This is a genomic window from Knoellia remsis (genome assembly GCF_003002895.1).
GTDB classification, from domain to species: Bacteria; Actinomycetota; Actinomycetes; order Actinomycetales; family Dermatophilaceae; genus Knoellia; species Knoellia remsis.
Genome location: NZ_PVTI01000002.1, coordinates 19,858 through 43,538, shown reverse-complemented (window position 1 = coordinate 43,538; position 23,681 = coordinate 19,858). Strand labels below are relative to the sequence as shown.

Genomic DNA, 23,681 nt, shown 5'->3' with positions numbered 1-23,681 from the left:
CCACCGATGCCACGCGCACTGATCACCGGGATCACCGGTCAGGACGGCCTCTACCTGGCTGAACTGCTCCTGTCGAAGGGCTACGAGGTGCACGGGGTGCTGCGCGGGCAGAACAACCCCAAGCGCGAGCTCGTCGAGCGGGTCGTGCCGGACGTCACCCTGCACACCGGCGACCTCACCGACCTGTCCAGCCTCATGCGGGCCATCGGCCGCGCGCAGCCCGACGAGTTCTACAACCTCGGTGCGGTCTCCTACGTCGCCTACTCGTGGGAGAACGCGCACGTCACGACCGAGGTGACCGGCAACGGCGTCCTCAACGCCCTCGAAGCGGTACGGCTGTATGCCGGTGACGACCCGTCGCGGGTGCGCTTCTACCAGGCGTCGTCGTCGGAGATGTTCGGCAAGGTGCAGGAGGTGCCGCAGTCCGAGAAGACCCTGCTGTGGCCGCGCTCCCCCTACGGCGTGGCCAAGGTCTACGGGCACTACATGACGATCAACTACCGCGAGTCCTACGGCATGCACGCCTCGAGCGGCATCCTCTTCAACCACGAGTCGCCGCGTCGCGGACCGGAGTTCGTCACCCGCAAGGTCTCGCTCGCCGTCGCGCGAATTGCGTTGGGACAGCAGGAGAAAGTCACCATGGGCAACCTCGACGCCCGCCGCGACTGGGGCTTCGCCGGCGACTACGTCGAGGGCATGTGGCGGATGCTCCAGCAGCCCGAGGCCGACGACTACGTCCTCGCGACGGGCGAGACGCACTCGATCCGCGAGCTGCTCGACGTCGCGTTCAGCCAGGTCGGCATCGACGACTGGGAGCCCTACGTCGAGCAGGACCCGCGCTTCATGCGCCCGGCCGAGGTGGACCTGCTCATCGGCGACGCGAGCAAGGCTCGCGAGCGCCTGGGGTGGCAGCCGACCGTGCGCTTCGAGGAGCTCGTGCGGATGATGGTCGACGCCGACCTCGCGCTGCTGCGCGAGGGCGCACGGGACTCGGGGGGCTCGCGGTCGTGACCCGGACCCCCGTCGCCCTCGTCACCGGCGCCTCCGGCCAGGACGGGAGCTACCTCGTCGAGCGACTCCTCGCAGACGGGTATGCCGTCCACGGCCTCGTGCCGCCCGCTGGCGCGGCCGGCACCGTTCCCGGCGTCGCTGACCTCCCGGCCGAGGTGACGGCACACGCCGCCGACCTCACCGACCCGGTCGGTGTGCGAGCGCTCGTGCGTGACGTGTCCCCGGACGAGGTCTACAACCTCGGCGGCCTCAGCTCGGTCGCCCGCTCGTGGCAGGAGCCGGAGCTCACCGCACGGGTCAACGGGCTCGCCGTCGTCTCCCTGCTCGAGGCGGCGGCGGAGACGCAGGAGAGCACGGGCCGAGAGGTTCGGCTCGTGCAGGCGTCGAGCGCCGAGATCTTCGGGGAGGCGCCCATCGCGCCCCAGGACGAGCGGACCCCGGTCCGGCCGGTCAGCCCCTACGGCGCCGCGAAGGCCTTCGCCCACCACTGCGTCGGCGTCGCCCGTCGGCGAGAGCTCTTCGCCGTGAGCTGCATCCTCTACAACCACGAGTCGCCGCGGCGCCCGACGACCTTCGTCACCCGCAAGATCACGTCCGGAGCGGCCCGCATCGCACGAGAGGGTGGCACGCTCGCCCTCGGCAACCTCGACGCGCGCCGCGACTGGGGCTGGGCCCCCGACTACGTCGACGCCATGGTGCGCGCCGCGCGGCACACCGAGCCGCTCGACTACGTCGTCGCCACAGGCGAGGCGCACAGCGTCGCCGACTTCGTCGCGGCTGCGTTCTCCCGGGTCGGCATCGACGACTGGCAGGCGCACGTGCGCATCGACCCCGAGTTCGTCCGGCCGGCCGACCCGGCGGTGCTCATCGGGGACGCCACCCGGGCACGCACCGAGCTCGGGTGGTCACCGTCGGTGACCTTCGACGAGCTCGTCGGGCGGATGGTCGACGCCGACGTCGCGACCCTGGAGCGGGCCGGGTGAGCGTTCGTCCACGCGTGGCCATCGCGCACGACTACCTCACCCAGCGCGGCGGCGCCGAACGCGTCGTCCTCGCCATGGCCCGTGCGTTCCCCGGGGCGCGCATCCACACGACGCTCTACGACCCCGACGGCACCTATCCCGAGTTCCGTGACCTCGACATCGTCACCTCACCGCTCAACCGGGTCGGGGTGCTGCGGCGCCGGCACCGGCTCGCCCTCCCACTGCTCGCGCCCGCGGCCTCGGCCACCCGGATCGACGCCGACGTCGTCCTCGCCTCCTCGAGCGGCTGGGCCCACGGGTTCCACTCGAGCGGTGCGCTTCTCGTCTACTGCCACGCCCCGGCCCGCTGGCTCCACCAGCGCGACGAGTACCTCGGCGCGCACGGCTCGCGCGGCCTGTCCGGGATCGCGCTCGGCCTGCTCGCTCCGGCGCTGCGTCGCTGGGACCAGCGCGCGGCGGCACGCGCCGACGCCTACCTCGCGAACTCGCGCGTCGTGCGCGACCGCATCCACGCGGCATACGGGATCACCGCGGAGGTGCTGCCTCCTCCGCACGGTGTCACCGCGGACGGTCCCACCGAGCCGGTGCCGGAGCTGGCGGGCTGGGACGACTACCACCTCGTCGTCTCGCGACTGCTCCCCTACAAGAACGTCGACGTCGCCGTCGAGGCGTTCCGTGGCCTGCCCGACGACCGGCTCGTCGTCGTCGGGGACGGACCGCTGCGTGACGTCCTGGCCGCCAGCCTGCCCGACAACGTCCGGCTCGTCTCGCATCTCAGCGACGCGCAGCTGCGCTGGACGTATGCCGGTGCGCGGGCTCTCGTCGCGCCGAGCCTCGAGGACTTCGGCCTCACCCCGCTCGAGGCGGCCGCCTTCGGCCACCCGACGATCGCGCTCGAGGCCGGCGGCTACCTCGACACCGTCGTGCCCGGTCGCACAGGCGTGTTCTTCACCGACGCGACCCCCTCGGCGGTCCGACGGGCGGTCCGCAACGCCGCCGGATTGCCCTGGGTGAGCGACGACCTCCGGGCACACGCGGCCTCCTTCGGCGAGGAGCGGTTCGCCGACGCATTGCGGTCGCAGGTGCGAGCCGTTCTTCGCGAAGCTGGGATGCGGTAGCCAACTCCGACGTATCTTGGAGGAGTTGTGTCGTTCGACATCCTGCGAGGAGGGATGCCGGAGTGCTCCAGCTCGACGAGTTGCGCACGGGGACCGCGGCCCGCGGACGGAGCAGGGCGGCTTTGGTCGTCCCGTCGGTGGCCGCCGCCCTCGTGGACACCGGGCTGATCATCGTCGCGACCTTCCTCGCGGCGTGGGGGCGCCGAGAGCTCAGGCTCTTCGACACCGCCGGGGACCTCGACTCCAACCTCTCCATCGCCGCGGTGCCGATCGTCGCGCTCTGGCTGCTGAACCTCGGCGGGACGGGCGCTTGGGCCCCGCACCTCTTCGGCGCCGGCTCGGCGGAGTACAAGCACGTGCTGCGCGCGTCCGTCTTCGCCGCAGGTTGGATCGGGATCGCGTGCTACCTCACCCGGTTCCCGCTCTCCCGCGGGTTCTTCTTCCTGCTCTTCGTCATCGGGGTCCCGCTTCTCCTCGTCGGACGCTACGCGCTGCGCGCGACCCTGCACGTCCTGCGACGCCGCGGCCACCTGCAGCAGAAGGTCGTGCTCGCGGGCACGCCGCGCCAGGTCGACGAGATCGCCGGCGTCCTGCACCGGGAGCGCTGGCTCGGGCTCAACGTGCTCGGAGCCGTCGTCCCGACCCCGGACGGGTCCGGCGAGACCCCGCGCGGGCTCGCCGTGCTCGGGCCGACCGCCCGCACCGGCGCCATCGTCACCTCCAGCGGCGCCGACGTCGTCCTCTTCGCCGGCGGGGCGGTGACCTCCGCGCAGGAGATGCGGCGCGCGGTGTGGGAGCTCGAGGAGACGGGCGTCAACATCCTCATCTCCCCCAGCCTCACCGACGTCGCATCCGACCGGGTGCGCTCACGCCCTGCCGCGGGGCTGCCCCTGCTCGAGCTCGAGGGGCCCAGCGCGAGCCGGCCACGGCGCATGCTCAAGCGCGTCTTCGATGTCACGGTGACGTCGATGCTCGTGCTCGCCTTCGCGCCGGTGCTGCTCGTCGTGGCCCTCCTCGTCAAGCTCGGCGACGGCGGACCCGTGCTCTTCACCCAGCAGCGGGTCGGCCGGCAGGGTCGGCCGTTCGGGGTGCTGAAGTTCCGCTCCATGGTGGTCGGCGCCGACACCCTCACGGCGACGATGCGCAACAAGCACGACGTCGACCACGTGCTGTCCAAGGACGAGGACGACCCGCGGATCACCCGGGTCGGGCGCGTCATCCGCCGCTACTCGCTCGACGAGCTGCCCCAGCTGTTCAACGTCCTGCGCGGCGACATGAGCCTCGTCGGCCCGCGTCCGCCGCTGCAGACGGAGGTCGACCGCTACGACATGGATGTGCACCGGCGGCTCACGGTCCTGCCGGGCATGACCGGCCTGTGGCAGGTCTCGGGTCGGGCCGACCTGTCGTGGGAGGACTCGGTGCGGCTCGACCTCTACTACGTCGACAACTGGTCGATGACGCAGGACCTGCTCATCCTCGCGCGCACCGTGCACGCCGTCGTGTCCCGGCGCGGCGCCTACTGAGGCCGCGGCACCTACTGAGGCCGCGGCACCTACTGAGGCGCGCACCCGGCATACCGCGCTCGCACGCGCAGGCGCAGCACCCCGGCCACCCGGCCTACCCGACTCCACCGCAGCACACCCGGGCCGACGGACATGCAATCGGGGCCACAGGCGTCCACGTTCGCCTCGATCACACGGAGCTGGCCCCGGGCTGCGCGACCCATTGCACGTCCGACAGCTCGCCGTCGGAGCAGCGCGCGGCGCGTCCGCGCTCAGCCGCGGCGGCCGGCTCCCACGCGGTCCTTGGCCTTCTTCGCGGCCCGACGGCGACCCTTCTTCGGCCCGCTCTTGTAGTACTCGTAGCTGCCGTGGCTGTAGTAGGTCGAGTAGCCGTCGCCGTACATCACCGAGCCCATGCCGCGCTTGGGCGCCATGTTGAGGACGATGCCGAGGATGCGGCCGCCGACCTGCTGGATCATCTTCGCGCAGGCCTCGACCTGGTCCTTGTGGGTCTTGCCGACGGCGAAGACGAGGATCGTGCCGTCGGCGGCGCCGGAGAGCAGGGCCGCGTCGGTGACCGGGAGCAGCGGCGGGGCATCGAGGATGACGAAGTGGTCGCGGGTGAGCTCCTGCAGCAGCTGGCGCATCCGGGCCGAGCCGAGGAGCTCAGAGGGGTTCGGCGGGACCTGGCCGCCGGCGATGACGAACACGTCCTGGTGGCGCGTCGCCTGCATGGCGTCGGTGTAGTCCATCTGTCCCGAGAGGACCTCGCTCAGCCCCACCGTCGAGCTCACCTCGAGGATGTTCGCGATGTTGGGGCGACGCAGGTCGGCGTCGATGATGACGACCGGGCGTCCGTCCTCGGCGATGATGCTGGCGAGCGTCGAGGACACCGTGGACTTGCCCTCCGACGGGCTCGCGCTCGTGACGACGATGCTCTGCGGCGGTGCGTCCGGGCTGACGAAGCGCAGGTTGGTGCGGATCTGCCGGAACGACTCCCCGGCCAGTCCGAGGCCCGACGAGCGCCCACCACGGGCCTTGCGGAGCTCGTTGCTCAACGGGATGACACCGAGGGAGCTCGACCCGGTGAGGTCCTCGACGTCCTTCGACGTGCGAATGCGGGTGTCCGAGAGCCGGCGGATGAAGATCCACGCGTACGCGAGCGCCGCCCCGGCGACCGCGCCGGCGAGGACGTACTTGGTGACGTTGGGACCGATCGGGGCACCCGGCAGCAGCGCGGTCTCGATGGGGATGATGCGCACGAGCGCCTGCGTCCCCGGCTTGACCTCGCCGCCACCGAGCTCGAGCCGGTTGGCCTCGGCGGCGACGGCCTCCATCGTCGCGTCGGCGAGGTCGCGGGCGTCCGTCGGGGTCGGGCCGGTCGCGTTGATCTTGAGGATGACCGACCCCGGAGCGACCGAACCCGCGACCCGGGCCGCGAGCACCTCCGGCGGCGCATCCGAGCCGATGATCTCCCCGGCACGCTTGCCGACCGCACGGCTGTTGATGAGCGGCAGGTACGACTCGGCCTTGGATCCTGCGAGCGTGCTGCCCGCGAAGACGTCACCGGTGTTCTGGCCCCCACCGGTCACGACATAGCCACTCGCGTCCGCGGCATACACCTTGGGCAGCGTCTGCGCGTAGGCGAACGCCAGTCCCGCACCGATGAGGACGAGAAGGACGATGCGGAGGAGATTCGCGCGACTGAGTCGGACGAAGTCGAGAAAGGTCATGGAGGTCCCTGCGAGAGCGTGTGGCTGCTCGGATCACCTTATCGCGCGTGATCGTGCGCCCCGGCCAATCGGCGAACTGGCCGGGGACGACCCTCGGGACACACCCCTCAGGACACGAAGGCGTGCTTTGCGTGTGACAGGCCGGGGCTGTGCGGGCACGATGTTCGGGTGGAGGAGCCCCGGACCGACGTGCCGCTGCACGTCCGCGTCGAGCTCGCCCATGGCGCGACCCAGGTGCTGGCGAACCAGCAGAAGGTCGACCTGCTCCACATCAAGGGCCCGGCGGTGGCAGAGGGGTTGCGCAGGCCCGGCACGGCCAGCACCGACGCCGACGTGCTCGTACGCCCGCAGCACGTCCCCCGGTTCATGGCTGGCCTGGAGCGGACCGGGTGGATCCTGCGTACGGACTTCCGTGACGGCTCGGCCTTCGAGCATGCCGCCGGGCTCTACCACCCGCACTGGGGCCTGCTCGACGTGCATCGCCGGTTCCCGGGGATGGACCGCGACCCCGAGCACACGTTCGAGGTGCTGTGGGGGCGCCGCGAGCACACCCGGCTCGCCGCCATCGACGTCGCCGTGCCCGACCGCACGGGCCAGCAGCTCGTCCTCCTCCTCCACGTCGCCCGCAGCGAGGCGCCCGCGATGGACCAGCACCCCGACCACGCGGTCAACTGGGGGCACGCCTCCGAACAGGACAGGCAGGCCGTCGTCGAGCTCGCCCGTGAGGTCCATGCCGAGGTGGCTCTCGCGGCTGCGACCGACCAGCTGGACGCCTACGACGGCGACCCGGAGGCGGCCCTCTGGCGGGTCTTCTCGCGTCCCGGGCACACCCGGCTCGAGGAGTGGCGGGCCCGCGTGCAGGCCGCCCCGACCCGCCGCGCCAAGGTCGGCGTGGCGCTGCGCGCGTTCCTCGTCAACAAGGCCTGGCTCGCGGAGGACCTCGGCCGGCCACCCACCCGGGCCGACATGGTCCGCGCGTTCGGCGGCCGCTTCGTCCAGGGCGCGCGCGACCTGGGACGGATGAGCCGACGCTCGGCGCAGGAACACCTGCACATCGACCGGGAGGGCCCCTCGTGAGCATCACCGAGGACGCCCGCTTCCGCCCCCGGCCGCACGTCGGCTGGGTCACGGACACCCTGTCCACACCGCACGACTCGCCGACCGTCTATGTCGCGCCGTTCCCCGAGGGGCCGGCGCTCGTGCTCGAGGGCACCGGCTCCGTGGTCTGGCTCAGCCTCGACGACGGCGCCAGCGTCGGCGAGACGATCACCCTGCTCGCCGAGGGCACCGGGACGGACCGGTCCGTCGTCGCTCCGGCTGTGGCGTCCTTCGTCGAGTCGTTCCTGGCGCAGCGCCTCATCGAGGCGCGCGACGGGCACTGAGCCGCGACCCGGCATACGCCCCGGCGACCGCACCGCACGTGTTGGCGAGGACGTCACCCCACGACGCGTCCCGGGTCTGCACGATGAGGTCCTGCGCCGCCTCGAACCCCACCGACAGGGCCAGCCCGAGCAGGGCCCACCACCACCAGCGCACCCGCGGGGCGATGAGCGCCAGGGCGAAGGTCAGCGGGGCGAGCAGGAACACGTTCCACACGACCGCCCACCGTTCCGGCGTCATGCTCGGCGGGACACCACGGTTGAGGAACCACACATAGACCGCGACGTTGAGCCGGTTGATGCTCCACGCATCCGGCCAGAGCAGCAGCGCCGCGATCGCCACGGTGTATGCCGTGAGCACCAGACCGGCGAGCCAGCGCGCCGCCGCGCGGCTCACCGCTGCGACTCGCCCTTCTGCATGGCCTGGATGAGGGTCTCTTGGAGCCAAGTGAGGAAGTCGTAGACCGAGACGGCATGCAGCCGCGGGTCGTCCTCGTCGGCATCCGCGAGCAGGCTCTCGAGGCGGTCGACGTCCTCGTCGGCGCGCAGGCCCAGGCGCTCACCAAGGACGAGACGCACGTCCGTGAGCGCGACCATCATGTCGACGGCCTGTGCCTGGTCGAGCTGGACGCCGGGGCCCGGAGCCCGCAGGGCGCGGATAGCCGAGGCGAGGTGGGCGGCCTTGCGCTGGCGCAGCCCCTGCTCGGTGAGCCTGCGGAACTCCGACGCGGCCTGGTCGTCGGTGCGGTTGCCACTGGGGAGAAGCCGCTCGAGCGCCGGGTCACGGTCGCCGAACGAGCGGGCGTCCTCGGGCACCGGTGTCGCGTCGGGCAACTGGTCCTCGGCCGCGACCGAGACGCCCATCCCGAGACCACCGAGACCCGAGACGATCGCGTCGAACTCGTCGTCACCCTCGGGCCCTCCCCCGGCGGTAGCCGGCTCGGGCCGCACGAGCTCATGCACCTGCTCCATGAGGCCGGCCACGACGGCACGCTCCACGGCGTCGAGCTTGGCCGTGTAGACGATGTCGGGGCCACGTCCCTTGCGGGCGAACGCGCGCGCCATCAGTCGTCCTTCTGACTGAGCATCTGGTCGTTGCTGCCCAAGACTCTGCCTCGCACGCTCAGTCGTCCTTCTGGAACGTCGCCCACAGCCCGTAACCCTGCAGCGCCTCGGTGTCGATCTCCATCTTCTCGCGGGGTCCGTGGGAGACGACGGCCCTGCCCTTGGTGTGCACGTCCATCATCAGCTTTTCCGCCTTGGCGCGGTCGTAGCCGAAGTAGCTCTGGAAGACGTACGTCACATAGGACATGAGGTTGACGGGGTCGTTCCAGACGAGCGTGATCCACGGGACGTCCGGCTCGACGAGGGGGTCCGAGGAGACGACCTCCTCCTCCACGGGCGCAATAGACACGCCTCCCACTTTAGGGTGCTGTGCGTGACTGCCACGCCCGGGACCACGCCCCTGCCCTCGAGCTCCACCGCCCTGCTCACCGACCACTACGAGCTGACCATGGTGCAGGCCGCGCTGCGGTCGGGAGCCGCCTCACGGCGGTGTGTGTTCGAGACCTTCGCGCGTCGGCTGCCGGAGGGGCGACGCTACGGCGTGCTCGCCGGAACCGGGCGCCTCCTCGAGGAGATCGAGCGCTTCCGGTTCGGGGACAACGAGATTCGTGCCCTGCGCGAGCGCAGGGTCGTCGACGACGAAACCCTGGACTTCCTCGCCGGCTACCGCTTCGACGGGGACATCCGGGGGTATGCCGAGGGCGAGGCATGGTTCCCCGGCTCGCCCGTGCTCGTGGTCGAGTCCGACTTCGCCCACGGAGTCGTGCTGGAGACGCTCGTGCTGTCGATCCTCAACCACGACAGCGCCGTCGCGAGCGCCGCGTCCCGCATGACCGGCGCCGCCGGGAGCCGCCCGTGCATCGAGATGGGCTCCCGCCGCACGCACGAGGAGGCCGCAGTGGCGGCCGCGCGGGCGGCATACATCTCCGGTTTCGCGACCACCTCGAACCTCGAGGCGGGACGACGCTGGGGCGTGCCCACGGCGGGGACGGCCGCGCACTCGTTCACGCTGCTCCACGACGACGAACGCGAGGCGTTCACGGCGCAGGTCGAGGCCCTCGGGGTGGGGACGACGCTCCTCGTCGACACCTACGACGTCGAGCGGGCGGTGCAGATCGCCATCGAGGTCGCCGGTCCGGAGCTGGGCGCCGTCCGGCTCGACAGCGGCGACCTCGTCGTCCAGGCGCGCGAGGTGCGCGAGCAGCTCGACGCTCTTGGGGCGAAGAACACCCGGATCGTCGTCACGTCCGACCTCGACGAGTACGCCATCGCGGCGCTCGCGGCTGCGCCGGTGGATGCCTATGGCGTGGGGACGCGGCTCGTCACCGGGTCGGGCGCGCCGACAGCCGGGATGGTCTACAAGCTCGTGGCGCGCGAAGGTGACGGCGGCGAGATGGTCGACGTCGCGAAGGCGAGCAAGGACAAGACGTCGGTCGGCGGGCGCAAGTTCGCGCTGCGCCGGCGCAACGCACGCGGCGTGGCCGAGGCCGAGGTCATCGGGATCGGGGTGGCGCCCGAGGACGACGGGGACGACCGGGAACTGCTCGTCGACTATGTCCGTGGGGGCGAGGTCGTGGGCGGTGACCACGTGACCCTCGAGGCCGCCCGGGACCGGCACGAGGCGTCGATGGCCGAGCTGCCGCGCTCGGCGCACCAGCTCAGCCGCGGCGAACCGGCCATTCCCACGACCTACCTCTGAGAGCCCGCCGCCTTTCCCTACCTCTGAGAGCCAGCCGCCTTTCCGGCCCAGGCCACGGCCCGACGGACGTGCAAAAGGGCCGACGCCCAGGTCGGCCACGGGACGGCCGTGCTCAACGGGAGGTGCCGACACGGCATACCCCCGCCATTGCACGTCCGTCGGCCCGGCTGAGAGTGGTGCGGGACCCGGCTGTGGAAAAGTCGGCGGGCGATTCGGCGCCCTGGGGCACCCTTGCTGCCATGTCCGTCGTCCAGACCCTGACCCGCATCGGCGGGTGTGCGACGACGGCCGAGCTGCGGGAACACCACTCGAAGCGGGCGGTCGCGGCGGCCATCGCTGCCGGCGAGGTGGTCCGTCTCGGGAGAGGTCGGCTGGCGCTGCCCTCGACCGGTCAGCACCTTCGGGTCGCCCACGCGCGCTCCGGGACACTGTCCCACCTGAGCGCCGCCCAGCACCACGGGTGGAAGGTCAAGATCGTTCCCGACGTCGCCCACGTCACCCTCCCGCGGAACAGGCGCATGCGCTCGGAGCACAGCGACGGCATCCGTCCGTACTGGGCCGACCTCGACGACGACGACACACGGGGCGGGGTCACGACGCCCCTCCGCACGGTGCTCGACTGCGCCAGGACCCTCCCGTTCGACGAGGCCCTGGCGGTCGCGGACTCGGCACTGCGGGCGGACGCGGTCGGGCGGGACCTGTTGCGCCGGGCTGCCGCAGGCCTGCGTGGCCCCGGAGCGGCGGCAGTCCGGCGGGTCGCGCGTCACGCCGATGGGCGGGCGGCCAACCCCCTGGAGTCGGTGCTGCGGGCCATCGCCATCGAGGAAGGGTTCGAGCTGCAGCCGCAGCTCGAGGTCGCGGACACGGGGATGTATGCCGTCGTCGACCTTGGCAGCGAGGAGCTGCAGCTCATCGTCGAAGCCGAGGGCTACGAGACCCACGGCACGCGAGAGGGCCTCCGGCGGGACTGTCGGCGGCACTCGCTGTTCGCAGCCCGCGGGTGGGACAGCCTGCGGTTCTGCTACGAGGACATCATGTTCGAGCAGGGATGGGTGCGCTGGGCGCTGTGTGCGTGGCGGACGACCCGCGAGGGCGGCGTCCCGCCGGCACCACCCCGGCTGGCGAAGTCCGCCGCCGCCTGACGGGGCACGCACCACCCGCGCATGGGCGGGGGACGCTGCCTCTCTGGCCCAGGTCGCGGCCCGACGGACGTGCACAAGGTCCGACGCTCAGGGTCGGCCACCCGGCGGCCGTGCTCAACGGAAGGTGCCGACGCGGCATACCGGCGCCATTGCACGTCCGTCGGCCCGGGCGGCGAGCGGGGATGGGCCGACGGCGCGTGGCTGGCGGCGACGGGCCGGCGATGGGGGACGCGCCGGGCCTAGCGCTGGGCGTGCTCGCCTTGGGTCTCGAGCAGCTGACCGAGCGCCACGAGGTGGGCGAACTCGGCGTTCTCGCGCGCCACCTCCGCGAACGTTCCGGTCGTGGCGACCTTGCCCTTGCTCATGAAGACGAGCTGGTCGACGTGCCGCACGGTCGAGAGCCGGTGCGCGACGATGACCATCGTCATCGAGCCGGACAACCCGCGGATCGTCTCGGTGAGCCGGTTCTCGGTCTCGTTGTCGAGAGCCGACGTGGCCTCGTCGAGGACGAGAACCTCGGGCCGACGATAGAGCGCGCGGGCGATGCCGATGCGCTGACGCTGACCGCCGCTGAGCCGGACGCCGCGCTCCCCGATCGTGGTGTCGAGCCCGTCCGGGAGATGGGAGATGAGGTCGCGCAGCTGGGCACGGTCGACGGCCTCGTCCATCCGCGCCTCGTCGACCTCCTCGTCGAAGGCGATGTTGTCGCGCAGGCTCTCGTCGAGAAGGGTGACGTCCTGCGGGACGACAGCGAGGCGACGCTGCCACGCCGGCAGGTTGTCGAAGATGCTCACGCCGCCCGCGGTGACATCCCCCGAGAGCGGCTGGTGCAGGCCCAGAAGCAGGTCGACGAGGGTGCTCTTGCCCGCGCCGCTCGAGCCGACGATCGCGACCGAGGATGCCTTCGGGATGTCGAGGCTGACGCCGCGCAGGACGAGCTCGTCGGGCTGGTCGCCGTACGCGAACGTCACGTCCCGCACGGCGATGTCACCGGTCGGGGTCTCGGAGGTGCGCAGCGCAGCGTGCTCCTCGCGCTGTGCGTCCTGCTGCATCCGGTTGACGTGCACGACGTGGGCCAGCGGGCCCTGGGCGAAGCGGATGCCGGCGATGGCGGCGATGAGGCGGACGGCGCTCGGCAGGATCCGGGTGCCGGCGGCGACGAAGACACCCAGGAGCAGGATGCCCTCGCCGGAGGTCGCGTTCGACGTGACACCCACGGCGAGCAGCCCGACCCCGACGACGAAGACGATCTCGAGGAAGTACTTCGGAATCTCGCTGAGCACCGAGGCCGTGACGTTGGCCTCCGCCCCCACGACGTTCGCGGCGCGGAACTCCTCGACGAACCGGCCGTGCGCCTGCCGCAGCTTGATCTCCTTCACGGAGGTGAGCGACTGCAGCGACGACTTCGACACGGCCTGCGAGGCCTTGAGGTTGCGCTCGCCGGCCGCCACGATGCGCGGCCGGATGAGCCGCTGGACGACGAACCCGGCCAGACCGAGGTACGCGAGCGCCGCCAGCGCCGCCACCGGCGAGATGAAGAGCAGCGAGATGAAGATGAAGCTGATCGTGAAGACCTCGGTGATCGCCGACAGTGCCGATGACAGGCCGCCGGAGTAGCCCGCAGCGGTGGCGCCCTGCACGGTCCACAGCTTGTCGCCGGTATTCGTGCGCAGGTGCCAGGCGAACGGCCCCCGCAGGTAGCCCTCGAGCAGTCGCGTCGCCGTGCTGATCTGTTCGGCCGCCATGAACCGCAGCTGCCACCGGCGGACGAGCAGCGCGGCGACGTCCTTGACGACGAAGGCGCCGACGATGAGCAGTGACACGGCGAGGACGAGCTGGCGGTCCCCCGGCTCTCCGAGGAAGCGGTTGATGTAGCCGAGTGCCCCGCTGTCGTGGTCCTGCCCGGTGACGTACTGCATCATCGGCACCATCGCGAGCACACCGAGGGTGTCGAGCAGCGACAGCACGACGGACAGCCCGATCGAGATGACGAGCTTGCGCCGGGTCGCCGGAGAGACCAGCTCCCCCGTTCCTTCCGGGAAGCCGAGAACCCTCGCGACCCGCCGCGGCACGGGGCCGGTCAGCGAGATCACCGCCTCAGTCTGCCTTGTCCGTGTCAGTGCTGGTCCCAGCTCCACCGAAATGCTGCAGGTCAGGAACCTCACAGCGCCGCCGGGCCCGCTGTGCGGTCACCGTTACGAACGGTTTACGCGCACCGCCATGACCGGAAACACCCCCTCGGCAGGCTCCCCACCCATGGAGACCACGACGGACACCCGCGACACGGCATACGTCACGGCGACCCCGCCGACGACCGCGACCCCATCGACCACCCGCGGGCGGTGGATCGAACACTGGGACCCCGAGGACCCCGGGTTCTGGGACTCGACCGGTCGTCGCGTCGCCCGCCGCAACCTCGCCTGGTCGATCTTCGCGGAGTTCCTGGGCTTCTGCGTCTGGGCGCTGTGGTCGGTCGTCGTGCCGCTGCTCCCGGCGGCCGGGTTCGACCTCTCCCTCAACCAGCAGTTCTGGCTCATCGCCCTCCCCAGCCTCGTCGGCGCCACCGTCCGCATCCCCTACACCTTCGCCGTGCCGGCCTTCGGCGGCCGCACCTGGACGGTGATCTCCGCACTCCTGCTCGTCCTGCCGGCCAGTGCGCTCGCCTGGGTCGTCACGCGACCCGACACGCCGTTCGCCGTGCTCCTCGCCTGCGCCGCGCTGGCCGGCTTCGGTGGCGGCAACTTCGCCTCCTCGATGACGAACATCTCGTTCTTCTTCCCGGAGGCCGAGAAGGGAAAGGCGTTGGGGCTCAACGCTGCTGGCGGCAACCTCGGGACCGGCGTCGTCCAGATGGTCGTGCCGGCCATCATCGCCATCGGGGCCGGTGTGCACCTCGAGCGGGCTGGCCTGGTCTTCATCCCCCTCGCCCTGCTCGCCGCCTTCGGGGCGTGGCGCTGGATGGACAACCTCTCGGGCGTGAAGTCCGACTACCGCTCGTTCGCCATCGCCGCGCGCAACCCGCACACGTGGATCATCTCGTTCCTCTACATCGGCACCTTCGGGTCGTTCATCGGGTATGCCGGTGCGTTCCCGACGCTGCTGCGCACCCAGTTCCCGTCCGCTCCCCTGGGGCTCGCCTTCCTCGGTGCGCTCATCGGCGCCCTCACCCGCCCGCTCGGTGGGATGGTCGCCGACCGGCTCGGCGGGGCTCGGGTGACGATCGGCTCCTTCGCCCTGCTCGTCGTGGGCGCACTCGGTGCCGTGCAGGCGCTGCGGTCGCAGAGCTTCGGGCTCTTCTTCGCGTCGTTCCTCGTGCTCTTCACCGGCGCCGGACTCGGCAACGGCGCGACGTACCGGATGATCCCAGCGGTGTTCCGGGCGGGGGTGCCCGCGGAGTCACTGCCGGTCGCACGCAAGGCCGCAGCCGGGTGCATCGGCATCGCCGGGGCCGTCGGCGCCTACGGCGGCTTCCTCATCCCGCGCGGGTTCGCGATGGCGCAGGGCACCTACGGCTCGCTGGTCCCGGCCTTGCTCGTCTTCATTGCGGCCTATGTCGTCATGGGTGCCGCGACGTATGCCGTGTACGCGGGTCGTCGGTCGGCCTTCGCCTCGCGGTCGATCTGAGCCCGGCATGGCGAGACCACCCCAAGCCGTCGCATCGCACTGTCCCTACTGCGCGCTGCAGTGCGCCCAGTCACTGACCTTGTGCTCGGGGACCGTCGAGGTTGCAGGCCGCGACTTCCCGACGAACCGCGGCGGCCTGTGCCAGAAGGGCTGGACGAGCGCCGCCGTCCTGCGCGCCCCCGACCGGCTCACGACGCCACTCGTCCGGGGCCGCTCGGGCGAGATCGAACCCACCTCCTGGGATGCAGCGCTCGACCTGATCGCCATGCGGCTCAAGGAGATTCGCGACACCCATGGCCCGGACGCCGTGGCCGTCTTCGGCGGTGGCGGGCTCACCAACGAGAAGGCCTACCAGCTCGGCAAGTTCGCCCGTATCGCCCTCGGCACGGCGAACATCGACTACAACGGCCGGTTCTGCATGAGCAGCGCGGTCGCCGCGATGAACCGGTCCCTCGGCGTCGACCGCGGACTGCCGTTCCCCCTCACCGACCTCGGCGGGGCCGACGCGATCCTCCTGCTCGGCAGCAACCTCGCCGAGACGATGCCACCGGCCGTCGCCCACCTGGCCGGGGCGAGGGCCGCGGGTGGGCTCATCGTCGTGGACCCGCGGGCGAGCGCGACGGCACGGCTCGCCGACGACGGCGCCGGACTGCACCTCCAGCCGGTGCCGGGCACGGACCTGCCCGTCCTGCTCGGCCTGCTCCACGTCGTCTTCGCCGAGGGACTGACCGACGCGGCATACGTCGCGCAGCGCACCACGGGTGCCGAGGACGCCCGCCGGCTCGCCGCCTCGTGGTGGCCCGCACGCGTCGAGGCCGTGACGGGCGTGAGCGAGGTGCAGCTGCGCGCGGCCGCACACCACCTCGCCGCCGCGTCGCCGAGCCGCGGCGGGTCCGGGGCGTACGTCCTCACCGGCCGCGGCGTCGAGCAGTCCAGCCAGGGCACCGCCACGGTGGGCGCTGCCATCAACCTCGCTCTCGCGCTCGGGCTCGTCGGCCGGGTCGGCTCGGGATATGGCGCGATCACCGGCCAGGGCAACGGCCAGGGCGGTCGCGAGCACGGCCAGAAGTCGGACCAGCTGCCGGGCTACCGGATGATCGACGACCCCGCGGCGCGGGCCCACGTCGCCGACGTCTGGGGCGTGGATCCCGCGATCATCCCCGGCAAGGGCCGCCCAGCCGTCGAGCTGCTCGACTCCCTCGGTCGCGAGGGCGGGCCCCGGGCGCTGCTCGTCCACGGCGCCAACCTGCGCGTCTCCGCACCGAACGCGCGCCACGTCACCGACCGGCTCGACGCCCTCGACCTCCTCGTCGTCTGCGACGTCGTCCCATCCGAGACCGCGCAGCGCGCCGACGTCGTCCTCCCCGTCCTCCAATGGGCCGAGGAGGAGGGCACGATGACCTCGCTCGAGGGTCGGATCCTGCGGCGCCGCAAGGCGATCGAACCACCTGCCGGTGCCCGCTCGGAGCTGTGGGTATGGAGCGAGCTCGCCTCCCGTCTCGGCGCACCGGGGGTGTGGGAGATAGATGCGGCGCTCGTCTTCGACGAACTGGCGCGGGCGAGCGCCGGAGGTCGGGCCGACTACTCCGGGCTGAGCCACGCCCGCCTCGACGCCGAGGACGCGGCGGTGCACTGGCCCTGCCCGGCGACCGACGGTGTACCGCACCCGGGCACACCGCGCCTCTTCCTCGACGACTTCCCCACGCCCGACGGGCGCGCCCGCTTCGTCGTCGCGGACGATGTCGGGCCGGCAGAGGCGACCGGCCCCGACGCCCCGACCCACCTCGTCACCGGACGCGTGCTCCAGCACTACCAGTCCGGCGCCCAGACCCGTCGGGTCGCCGAGCTCGCCGGGGCCTCGCCGGAGCCGTTCGTCGAGGTGCATCCCGTCCTCGCCGACCGCCACGGCATCGAGCCCGGCGACCTCGTCGAGGTGACGAGTGCCCGCGGGTCGGCGCGTGCCATCGCCCGGGTCACCGACGCCGTGCGACCCGACACCGTCTTCATGCCGTTCCACTGGGCCGGTGTGGGCAGCGCCAACCGGGTCACCAACGACGTCACCGACCCGGTGTCGGGGATGCCCGAGTTCAAGGTCTGCGCGGTCACCGTGGCCCGCCTCGACCTTGCCGCTCCCCCGACCCGGGCGCCGGCCACCACCGGGCTGGGCCGGGCAGCCACCGCCACGGAGGTCCCCACATGAGGCTCGTCGTCATCGGCAACGGCCTGGTCGGGTCCCGCTTCGTCGAGGACGTCCTTGCTCGTGACACGACCGGCAAGTACGACGTCACCGTCATCGGGGCCGAGGGTTGTGAGCCCTACAACCGCGTGCTCCTCAGCGAGGTCGTCGCCGGCCGCTACGACCTCACCTCGCTCACCCTGCCCAGCCCGGACCACCCCCGACTCACCGTCCTGCGCGGGACCTCCGCAGCCGCGGTCGACCGGGAGGACCGCGTCGTCACGACGACCGACGGCAGCCGGCACCGCTACGACCAGCTCGTCCTCGCGACCGGGGCCTCGGCTCGCATCCCTCCGCTGCCCGGCCTCGACCACGGGGGTGGCACTCTCCCCGTCGGGGTGCATGCGCTGCGGACCATCGACGACGCCCGCGAGATCATCGCCGCCACGCTCAATGCGCGTCGTGCGGTCGTGCTCGGCGCGGGAGTGCTCGGGATCGAGGCGGCGAGCGCCCTCGCCCAGCGTGGCTGCCCGGTGACCATCGTCCATCCGGCCGACGCGCTCATGGAGCGCCAGCTCGACACGGCGGCGAGCACCGTCCTCGCGAGCGCCATGCCGCACGTCGGCATCACCCCACGCATCGGCGTGGGCGCCGAGGCCGCGATCGTCGCGGACGGGCGACTCACCGGCATACGACTCACGGACGGCGAGGTCGTCGAGTCCGACCTGCTCGTCGTCGCGACCGGCACCACCGCCAATCTGGGCATCGCGCACGACGCCGGACTGCCCTGCGAGAGAGGAGTGCTCGTCGACGAGGCCGGGATGACCGCCGACCGACGCGTCTTCGCCATCGGCGACTGCGCCCAACCTCCGGAGGGTGCGACGGGCCTCGTCGCCCAGGGCTGGGACCAGGCGCGCGCCCTTGCCGAGCGCCTCACCGGCACGAGCGCACCGGCCCGCCCCGACCGGAACGGCAGCGGTCTCGACGTCGTGCGCGTCAAGGCCCACGGGCTCGACGTCGTCACGATGGGGGTCTGCGGCGGGGCACGGCCCGAGGACCGGCGGCAGCGCACGCTGCGACTGTCCGACCCGGACGCGGGCCGTCACGTCGAGGTCGTCGTCGAGGGTGACCGGCTCGTCGGAGCCACGTGTGTCGGCGCCGGTCAGGTCGCCGCCGACCTCGTCGCCGCCTACACCCGGCGCACCCCCGTCCCCCGCGACCCGGCGCACCTGTTGCTGAACGCGCTCGCCACATCGGCGCCCATGGCGAGCGGTGAGCCCGAGACCCTGCCCGACGACGCCACCGTGTGCCGCTGCAACGGCGTGACCAAGGCGGACCTCTCCGCCGCCCACGCCTGCGGCGCCCGGTCGGTCGAGGACCTCGCCGCCGCGACTCGCGCCACGACCGGGTGTGGCGGCTGCCGGGACGAGGTGTGCGGGCTCCTCGACTGGCTCGACACCCACGCTCCAGCACCCTCACCGACCTGACGCCTGCCCCGTGAGCAGGGTTTAACCCACCCGAAACAGGTGAACCACAGTGACGAAACCGATCGTTCCTAGCGTCTCCGACATGCCTGCAGCACAGTCCCCCCAGCACCTCGTCGTCATCGGTGGCGGCATGGTCGCCCGCCGTCTCGTCGACGCGCTGCGGTCGCGCGACGCGGCCGGCTCGTGGTCGGTCACGCTGCTGTGCGAGGAGCCGCGCGCGCCCTACGACCGGGTCGCCCTCACGTCGTACTTCACCGGGCGGCACCCCGAGGACCTCGCGCTCGGCGGCCAGGAGCTCTGGGACGACCCGCTCGTCACGCTCAAGCGCGGTGTCAAAGCGGAGGCGATCGACCGCGACGCCCGCACCGTCACCACGTCCACGGGCTCGGTCATCGACTACGACGCCCTGGTCCTCGCCACTGGTTCGTATGCCGCGGTGCCGCCTGTTCCAGGGAAGGACCTTCGGGGTGCGTTCGTCTACCGCACCATCGACGACGTCGCCGACCTGCGCGGGTGGGTCGAGAAGCGCCGCAACGAGCTCGACCGCCCAGTGCGCGGCGCGGTCGTCGGCGGCGGCCTCCTCGGTCTCGAGGCGGCCGGAGCCCTGCGCGCCCTCGACGTCGACACGACCGTCGTCGAGTTCGCGCCGCGACTCATGCCGCTCCAGGTCGACGACGGCGGCGGCGAGGCGCTCCGACGGCTCATCGAGGACCTCGGCGTCAGGGTGCGCACCGGCACGGCGACGTCACGGATCGTCGGAGACCGCGGCCGCGTGTCCCGCATGGAGTTCACCGAGGGGCCCGCGCTCGACGTCGACGTCGTCATCTTCGCCGTCGGGGTCAGACCGCGTGACGAGCTCGCCGTCGCGGCCGGCCTCGAGGTCGGCGAACGCGGCGGCGTCATCGTCGACGACGCCTGTGCCACAAACGATCCCGCGGTGTGGGCCATCGGCGAGGTCGCGAACATCGGCGGTCGCTGCCTCGGGCTCGTCGCTCCCGGGTACACGATGGCCGAGATCGTCGCGGACCGCTTGCTCGGGGGCAGCGGGACCTTCCCCGGCGCCGACCTGTCGACGAAGCTCAAGCTGCTCGGCGTCGACGTCGCGAACTTCGGTGACGCCTTCGCGCAGGAGCCCGGTGGCCTCGAGGTCGTCATCTCCGACCCCGTCGCCGGGGTCTACAAGAAGCTCGTCATGTCCGACGACGCCCGCACCTTGCGCGGCGGCATCCTCGTCGGGGACGCCAGCGCGTATGCCGCGCTGCGGCCCATGGTGGGCCGCGAGCTGGGAGGCGACCCTGCGGCATACCTGCTCCCCGAAGGCGCGGGAGCCGCCCCGGCAGGCGACCTGCCCGACGACGCCGCGGTGTGCTCGTGCAACAACGTCACAGCGGGCGCGATCCGCTGCGCCGTCACCGATGGCGGCTGCACCGACCTGACCGGCGTCAAGGGCTGCACCAAGGCCGGGACGAGCTGCGGGTCGTGCCTGCCGCTCGTCAAGAAGCTCGTCACCACCGAGCTCGAGAAGTCCGGAGTCGAGGTGAGCAGCGCGCTGTGCGAGCACTTCGACCTGTCGCGGGCCCAGCTCTTCGATGTCGTGCGGGTGCAGGGGCTGACGACGTTCTCCGAGATCATCGCCGCCCACGGGCGCGGTCGCGGCTGCGACATCTGCAAGCCGGTCATCGGCTCGATCCTCGCCTCGCTCGGCACGGGGCACATCCTCGAGGGCGAGCGCGCCAGCCTGCAGGACACCAACGACCACGTCATGGCCAACCTCCAGAAGGACGGCTCCTACTCGGTCGTGCCGCGCATCCCCGGAGGCGAGATCACCCCCGAGGGCCTCATCGTCATCGGTGAGGTGGCCAGGGAGTTCGGGCTCTACACGAAGATCACCGGGGGTCAGCGGATCGACCTCTTCGGCGCGCGGATGGACCAGCTACCGGCGATCTGGAAACGCTTGGTGGACAATGGTTTTGAGTCCGGCCACGCCTATGGCAAGTCGCTGCGTACGGTGAAGTCGTGCGTCGGGTCGACGTGGTGCCGCTACGGCGTGCAGGACTCGGTGGGCCTCGCCATCGCCCTGGAGCTGCGCTACCGCGGCGTGCGCAGCCCGCACAAGCTCAAGCTCGGTGTCTCCGGGTGCGCCCGCGAGTGCGCCGAGGCCCGCGGCAAGGACGTCGGCGTCATCGCGACGGACCACGGCTGGAACCTCTACGTCGGCGGCAACGGCGGCTTCACGCCGCGGCATGCCCAGCTCCTCGCGGAGGACCTCAACACCGAGACGCTCGTGCGGACGATTGACCGGTTCCTCATGTACTACGTGCGCACCGCTGACCGGCTGCAGCGCGCGGCGGCGTGGGTCGAGGACCACGAGGGTGGTCTCGACGCCATCCGAGCCGTCGTCATCGACGACTCCCTCGGTGTCGCCGCGGACCTCGACGCCGCGATGGCCGTGCACGTCGACGCCTACGAGGACGAGTGGGCGGCCGTCCTCGCGGACCCCGAGAAACTGCGCCGGTTCGGCTCGTTCGTCAACGCGCCCGACGTCGCCGACGACTCGTTCGCCTATGTCGCCGAGCGCGGTCAGCCGCGACCGGCCACCGCCGACGAGAGGGCCGGTGGGGTCCTCATCGCCGGCACGACCCTGGAGGTGCGGCGATGACGGTCGAGACCGGCGTCGTCCCGCACCCGGACGTCCGGCGACGGGGTTTCATCGCGGTGTGCCGCGTCGGAGACCTCGTTCCCGAGCGCGGCGCGGCCGCGCTCGTCTCCGGCGAGCAGGTGGCGCTCTTCCGCTGCGCGGACGACACCGTGTATGCCGTGCAGCAGCTCGACCCGTTCTCCGGTGCCTTCGTCATGGCGCGCGGGATCGTCGGGACGCGGGGCGAGGTCCCCACGGTCGCCTCCCCCATGTACAAGCAGGTCTTCGACCTGCGCACGGGCGAGTGCCTCGATGCCGTCGGCAAGGAGCCCGTGCCGCTCGCGGTCTGGCCGGTCGAGGTGCGCGACGGCGTCGTGCACGTCGCCCCGCCGGAGGGCCCCTCCGAGGTGTCGTCGCCGGGGACAGAGACGTGACCACCCTCATCGGAGTCGACCTCGTCGGCCGCGCCGTCCTCGTCGCCGGGGGCGGGCCGGTCGCGGCGGCCAAGGCGCGCCGGCTCGTCGACGACGGTGCGATCGTCCACGTCGTCACGCCCGTCGTCTGCCGGGAGATGCTCGACCTGTGCGACCGGGTGGCGGTGTCGTGGAGCCAGCGCGAGGTCGCGCTCGACGACGTGACTGGCAGCTGGTTCGTCGTCGCGTCCACGGGAGACCTCGCCGTCGACCGGGCACTGTGCGAGCGCGCCACCAGCGAGCGGGTGTTCTCGGTGTGTGCCGGGGCCTCGGAGCACGGCACCGCACGCACCCCGGCCGTGACCGAGCACGCCGGCCTGCGAGTCGGCGTCGTCTCGGTTGGACGTCCCGACCCGGGCCGGGTCGTGGCCGTCCGCAACGCGCTCGCCCAGCACCTCGAGAGCGCCGACATCGACCTGCGTCCACGCCGCACCGCCCCCGGTCGCCGTGGTCGGGTGGTCCTCGTCGGCGGCAGCACCGTGTCTCTCCGCCGCCGTGGCGACGAGGAGGTGGTGGCGTGAGCGTCGAACGCACTCCCCCGGGTCTCAGCCAGGTCCTCACGGGCTGCGTCGTCCTCGTCACCGCGGATCGGCGCTCCGAGGAGCTCTCCTCGGCGCTGGCCCGGCGGGGTGCGACTGTCCGGCATGCGCCGGCGCTGACGATCGTGCCCCACGAGCACGACGAGGACCTGCTGCTCGCGACCAAGCAGCTGCTCGCGGCGCCACCCGACGTCGTCGTCGTGACGACCGGCATCGGGCTGCGCGGCTGGGTCGAGGCCGCCGACGCCGCCGGGCTCGCCGATGAGCTCGTCGCCGTGCTCTCGCGCGCGCGGCTCATCGCCCGCGGACCCAAGGCGCGTGGCGCGATCCAGGCAGCGGGGCTCACTGCCGACTGGGTCGCCGAGTCCGAGACCTCCGCGGAGATCCTCGAGCTGCTCCTGGGCGAAGGCGTCTCGGGCCAGCGGATCGCCGTGCAGCACCACGGCGCCGGTGCCGACGGCCTGGACACCGAGCTCGCCGCCGCGGGGGCGGACGTGCAGAGCCTCGTCGTCTACCGCTGGGGCCCTCCGCCGGACCCGGACGCTCTGGTTGGGTCCGTGCGGGAGACGGCGGTCGGCGAGGTGGACGCCGTCGTCTTCACCTCGGCTCCGGGCGCGCACGCGTGGCTGGCGGCAGCGGAGTCGGCCGGAGTGCTCGACGCCGTCGTCGAGCGCACCGCTGCGGGTTCGTTGGTCGTCGCCGCGGTTGGACCGGTGACCGCAGCCCCTTTGCAGGACAAGGGAATCCGGCCGCTCGTCCCGGATCGCAGCCGTCTCGGGGCCCTCGTCCGCACGCTCGTCCACCACTTCGAGGAGAGCCAGTCCGCGGCGTTGCACACGCCGGTCGGGCTGCTGCAGGTCCGTCGGACCGTCGCCCTCCTCGACGGGCACGTGCTGCCGCTCTCGCCCAGCGGCGCAGCGGTCCTGCGGCTGCTCGTCGCCGCCGACGGAGACGTTGTGTCCCGAGCGCAGGTGCTCGAGGTCCTGCCCGGCGACTCCGTCGACCCGCACGCGGCAGAGGTGGCCGTCGCGCGCCTGCGCGAAGTCGCCGGCCGTGAGCTGGTCGAGACCGTCGTCAAGCGCGGCTACCGCCTCGCCCGCCGCTGACTCCCG

General features: G+C 72.1%; 20 protein-coding genes. 15 read left to right on the top strand and 5 right to left on the bottom strand.

Translation table 11 applies throughout. The features are described 5' to 3' along the window. The first annotated feature begins 6 nt into the window (after nt 1-6). From BCF74_RS01480 to BCF74_RS01465, 4 genes are all read left to right on the top strand, one after another. Entirely contained in the window at nt 7-1,011 is a 1,005-nt protein-coding gene (locus BCF74_RS01480; protein WP_106296196.1) for a GDP-mannose 4,6-dehydratase, read from the top strand. Next, nucleotides 1,008-1,994, top strand: coding sequence for a GDP-mannose 4,6-dehydratase (locus BCF74_RS01475; protein WP_106296195.1), 987 nt, complete (start codon nt 1,008-1,010; stop codon nt 1,992-1,994). Before BCF74_RS01480 ends, BCF74_RS01475 begins: the two co-directional genes overlap by 4 nt. Beyond that, the gene (locus BCF74_RS01470; protein ID WP_106296194.1) at nt 1,991-3,112 is read left to right on the top strand and encodes a glycosyltransferase; all 1,122 of its coding nucleotides are present in this window, start codon (nt 1,991-1,993) and stop codon (nt 3,110-3,112) included. Before BCF74_RS01475 ends, BCF74_RS01470 begins: the two co-directional genes overlap by 4 nt. Nucleotides 3,113-3,174: 62 nt before the next feature. Beyond that, the gene (locus BCF74_RS01465; protein WP_170070093.1) at nt 3,175-4,635 is read left to right on the top strand and encodes a sugar transferase; all 1,461 of its coding nucleotides are present in this window, start codon (nt 3,175-3,177) and stop codon (nt 4,633-4,635) included. Between the two features lie 251 nt (nt 4,636-4,886). On the opposite strand, the gene BCF74_RS01460 is transcribed toward BCF74_RS01465, so the two are convergent. Next, nucleotides 4,887-6,347, bottom strand: coding sequence for a tyrosine-protein kinase domain-containing protein (locus BCF74_RS01460; RefSeq protein WP_106296192.1), 1,461 nt, complete (start codon nt 6,345-6,347; stop codon nt 4,887-4,889). Nucleotides 6,348-6,515: 168 nt separating this feature from the next. Between BCF74_RS01460 and BCF74_RS01455 the strand changes: the two genes are divergently transcribed. Both BCF74_RS01455 and BCF74_RS17220 read left to right on the top strand, forming a co-directional pair. After that, nucleotides 6,516-7,424, top strand: a complete 909-nt coding sequence (locus tag BCF74_RS01455; RefSeq protein ID WP_170070092.1) for a nucleotidyltransferase family protein — start codon at nt 6,516-6,518, stop codon at nt 7,422-7,424. After that, nucleotides 7,421-7,729, top strand: coding sequence for a PqqD family protein (locus tag BCF74_RS17220; RefSeq protein WP_106296190.1), 309 nt, complete (start codon nt 7,421-7,423; stop codon nt 7,727-7,729). Before BCF74_RS01455 ends, BCF74_RS17220 begins: the two co-directional genes overlap by 4 nt. Here the strand turns inward: BCF74_RS17220 and BCF74_RS01445 are convergent. Genes BCF74_RS01445 through clpS form a run of 3 tightly spaced genes read right to left on the bottom strand, consistent with a single transcriptional unit; the run spans nt 7,704 to nt 9,140 of the window. After that, the gene (locus BCF74_RS01445) at nt 7,704-8,123 is read right to left on the bottom strand and encodes a VanZ family protein (RefSeq protein WP_170070091.1); all 420 of its coding nucleotides are present in this window, start codon (nt 8,121-8,123) and stop codon (nt 7,704-7,706) included. The genes BCF74_RS17220 and BCF74_RS01445 overlap by 26 nt on opposite strands. Next, the gene (locus BCF74_RS01440) at nt 8,120-8,791 is read right to left on the bottom strand and encodes a DUF2017 domain-containing protein (protein ID WP_106296188.1); all 672 of its coding nucleotides are present in this window, start codon (nt 8,789-8,791) and stop codon (nt 8,120-8,122) included. Before BCF74_RS01440 ends, BCF74_RS01445 begins: the two co-directional genes overlap by 4 nt. Before the next feature lie 58 nt (nt 8,792-8,849). Further along, nucleotides 8,850-9,140 (bottom strand): ATP-dependent Clp protease adapter ClpS, encoded by a 291-nt coding sequence (gene clpS / locus BCF74_RS17510; protein ID WP_218279177.1) that lies wholly within the window; start codon nt 9,138-9,140, stop codon nt 8,850-8,852. Between the two features lie 99 nt (nt 9,141-9,239). Between clpS and BCF74_RS01435 the strand changes: the two genes are divergently transcribed. Both BCF74_RS01435 and BCF74_RS01430 read left to right on the top strand, forming a co-directional pair. Beyond that, nucleotides 9,240-10,490, top strand: a complete 1,251-nt coding sequence (locus tag BCF74_RS01435; RefSeq protein ID WP_245889173.1) for a nicotinate phosphoribosyltransferase — start codon at nt 9,240-9,242, stop codon at nt 10,488-10,490. 239 nt (nt 10,491-10,729) lie between these two features. Then, nucleotides 10,730-11,632, top strand: coding sequence for a DUF559 domain-containing protein (locus BCF74_RS01430; protein WP_106296186.1), 903 nt, complete (start codon nt 10,730-10,732; stop codon nt 11,630-11,632). A 239-nt stretch (nt 11,633-11,871) separates the two neighbouring features. Here BCF74_RS01430 and BCF74_RS01425 read toward each other — a convergent pair whose 3' ends face one another. Then, nucleotides 11,872-13,725: an ABC transporter ATP-binding protein gene (locus BCF74_RS01425; RefSeq protein ID WP_106296185.1), complete on the bottom strand. Its 1,854-nt coding sequence runs from the start codon at nt 13,723-13,725 to the stop codon at nt 11,872-11,874. A gap of 163 nt (nt 13,726-13,888) precedes the next feature. Here BCF74_RS01425 and BCF74_RS01420 point away from each other — a divergent pair, with 163 nt between their 5' ends. The 7 genes from BCF74_RS01420 (at nt 13,889) to BCF74_RS01390 (ending at nt 23,675) form a co-directional block, all read left to right on the top strand. Further along, on the top strand, nt 13,889-15,256 hold the full coding sequence (locus tag BCF74_RS01420; RefSeq protein WP_106296184.1) for an MFS transporter: 1,368 nt from the start codon (nt 13,889-13,891) through the stop codon (nt 15,254-15,256). Between the two features lie 7 nt (nt 15,257-15,263). After that, entirely contained in the window at nt 15,264-17,456 is a 2,193-nt protein-coding gene (locus tag BCF74_RS01415) for a molybdopterin oxidoreductase family protein (protein WP_106296183.1), read from the top strand. Then, a complete protein-coding gene (locus BCF74_RS01410) occupies nt 17,453-18,919 on the top strand; it encodes an FAD-dependent oxidoreductase (RefSeq protein WP_106296182.1) in 1,467 nt (488 codons plus the stop codon). The genes BCF74_RS01415 and BCF74_RS01410 overlap by 4 nt, the downstream gene beginning before the upstream one ends. A gap of 82 nt (nt 18,920-19,001) precedes the next feature. After that, entirely contained in the window at nt 19,002-21,578 is a 2,577-nt protein-coding gene (nirB, locus tag BCF74_RS01405) for a nitrite reductase large subunit NirB (RefSeq protein ID WP_106296181.1), read from the top strand. Further along, a complete protein-coding gene (gene nirD, locus BCF74_RS01400; RefSeq protein WP_106296180.1) occupies nt 21,575-21,991 on the top strand; it encodes a nitrite reductase small subunit NirD in 417 nt (138 codons plus the stop codon). The genes nirB and nirD overlap by 4 nt, the downstream gene beginning before the upstream one ends. Then, nucleotides 21,988-22,551, top strand: coding sequence for a precorrin-2 dehydrogenase/sirohydrochlorin ferrochelatase family protein (locus tag BCF74_RS01395; RefSeq protein ID WP_106296179.1), 564 nt, complete (start codon nt 21,988-21,990; stop codon nt 22,549-22,551). Before nirD ends, BCF74_RS01395 begins: the two co-directional genes overlap by 4 nt. Next, the gene (locus BCF74_RS01390; RefSeq protein ID WP_106296178.1) at nt 22,548-23,675 is read left to right on the top strand and encodes a uroporphyrinogen-III synthase; all 1,128 of its coding nucleotides are present in this window, start codon (nt 22,548-22,550) and stop codon (nt 23,673-23,675) included. Before BCF74_RS01395 ends, BCF74_RS01390 begins: the two co-directional genes overlap by 4 nt. The last annotated feature ends 6 nt before the right edge of the window (nt 23,676-23,681 follow it).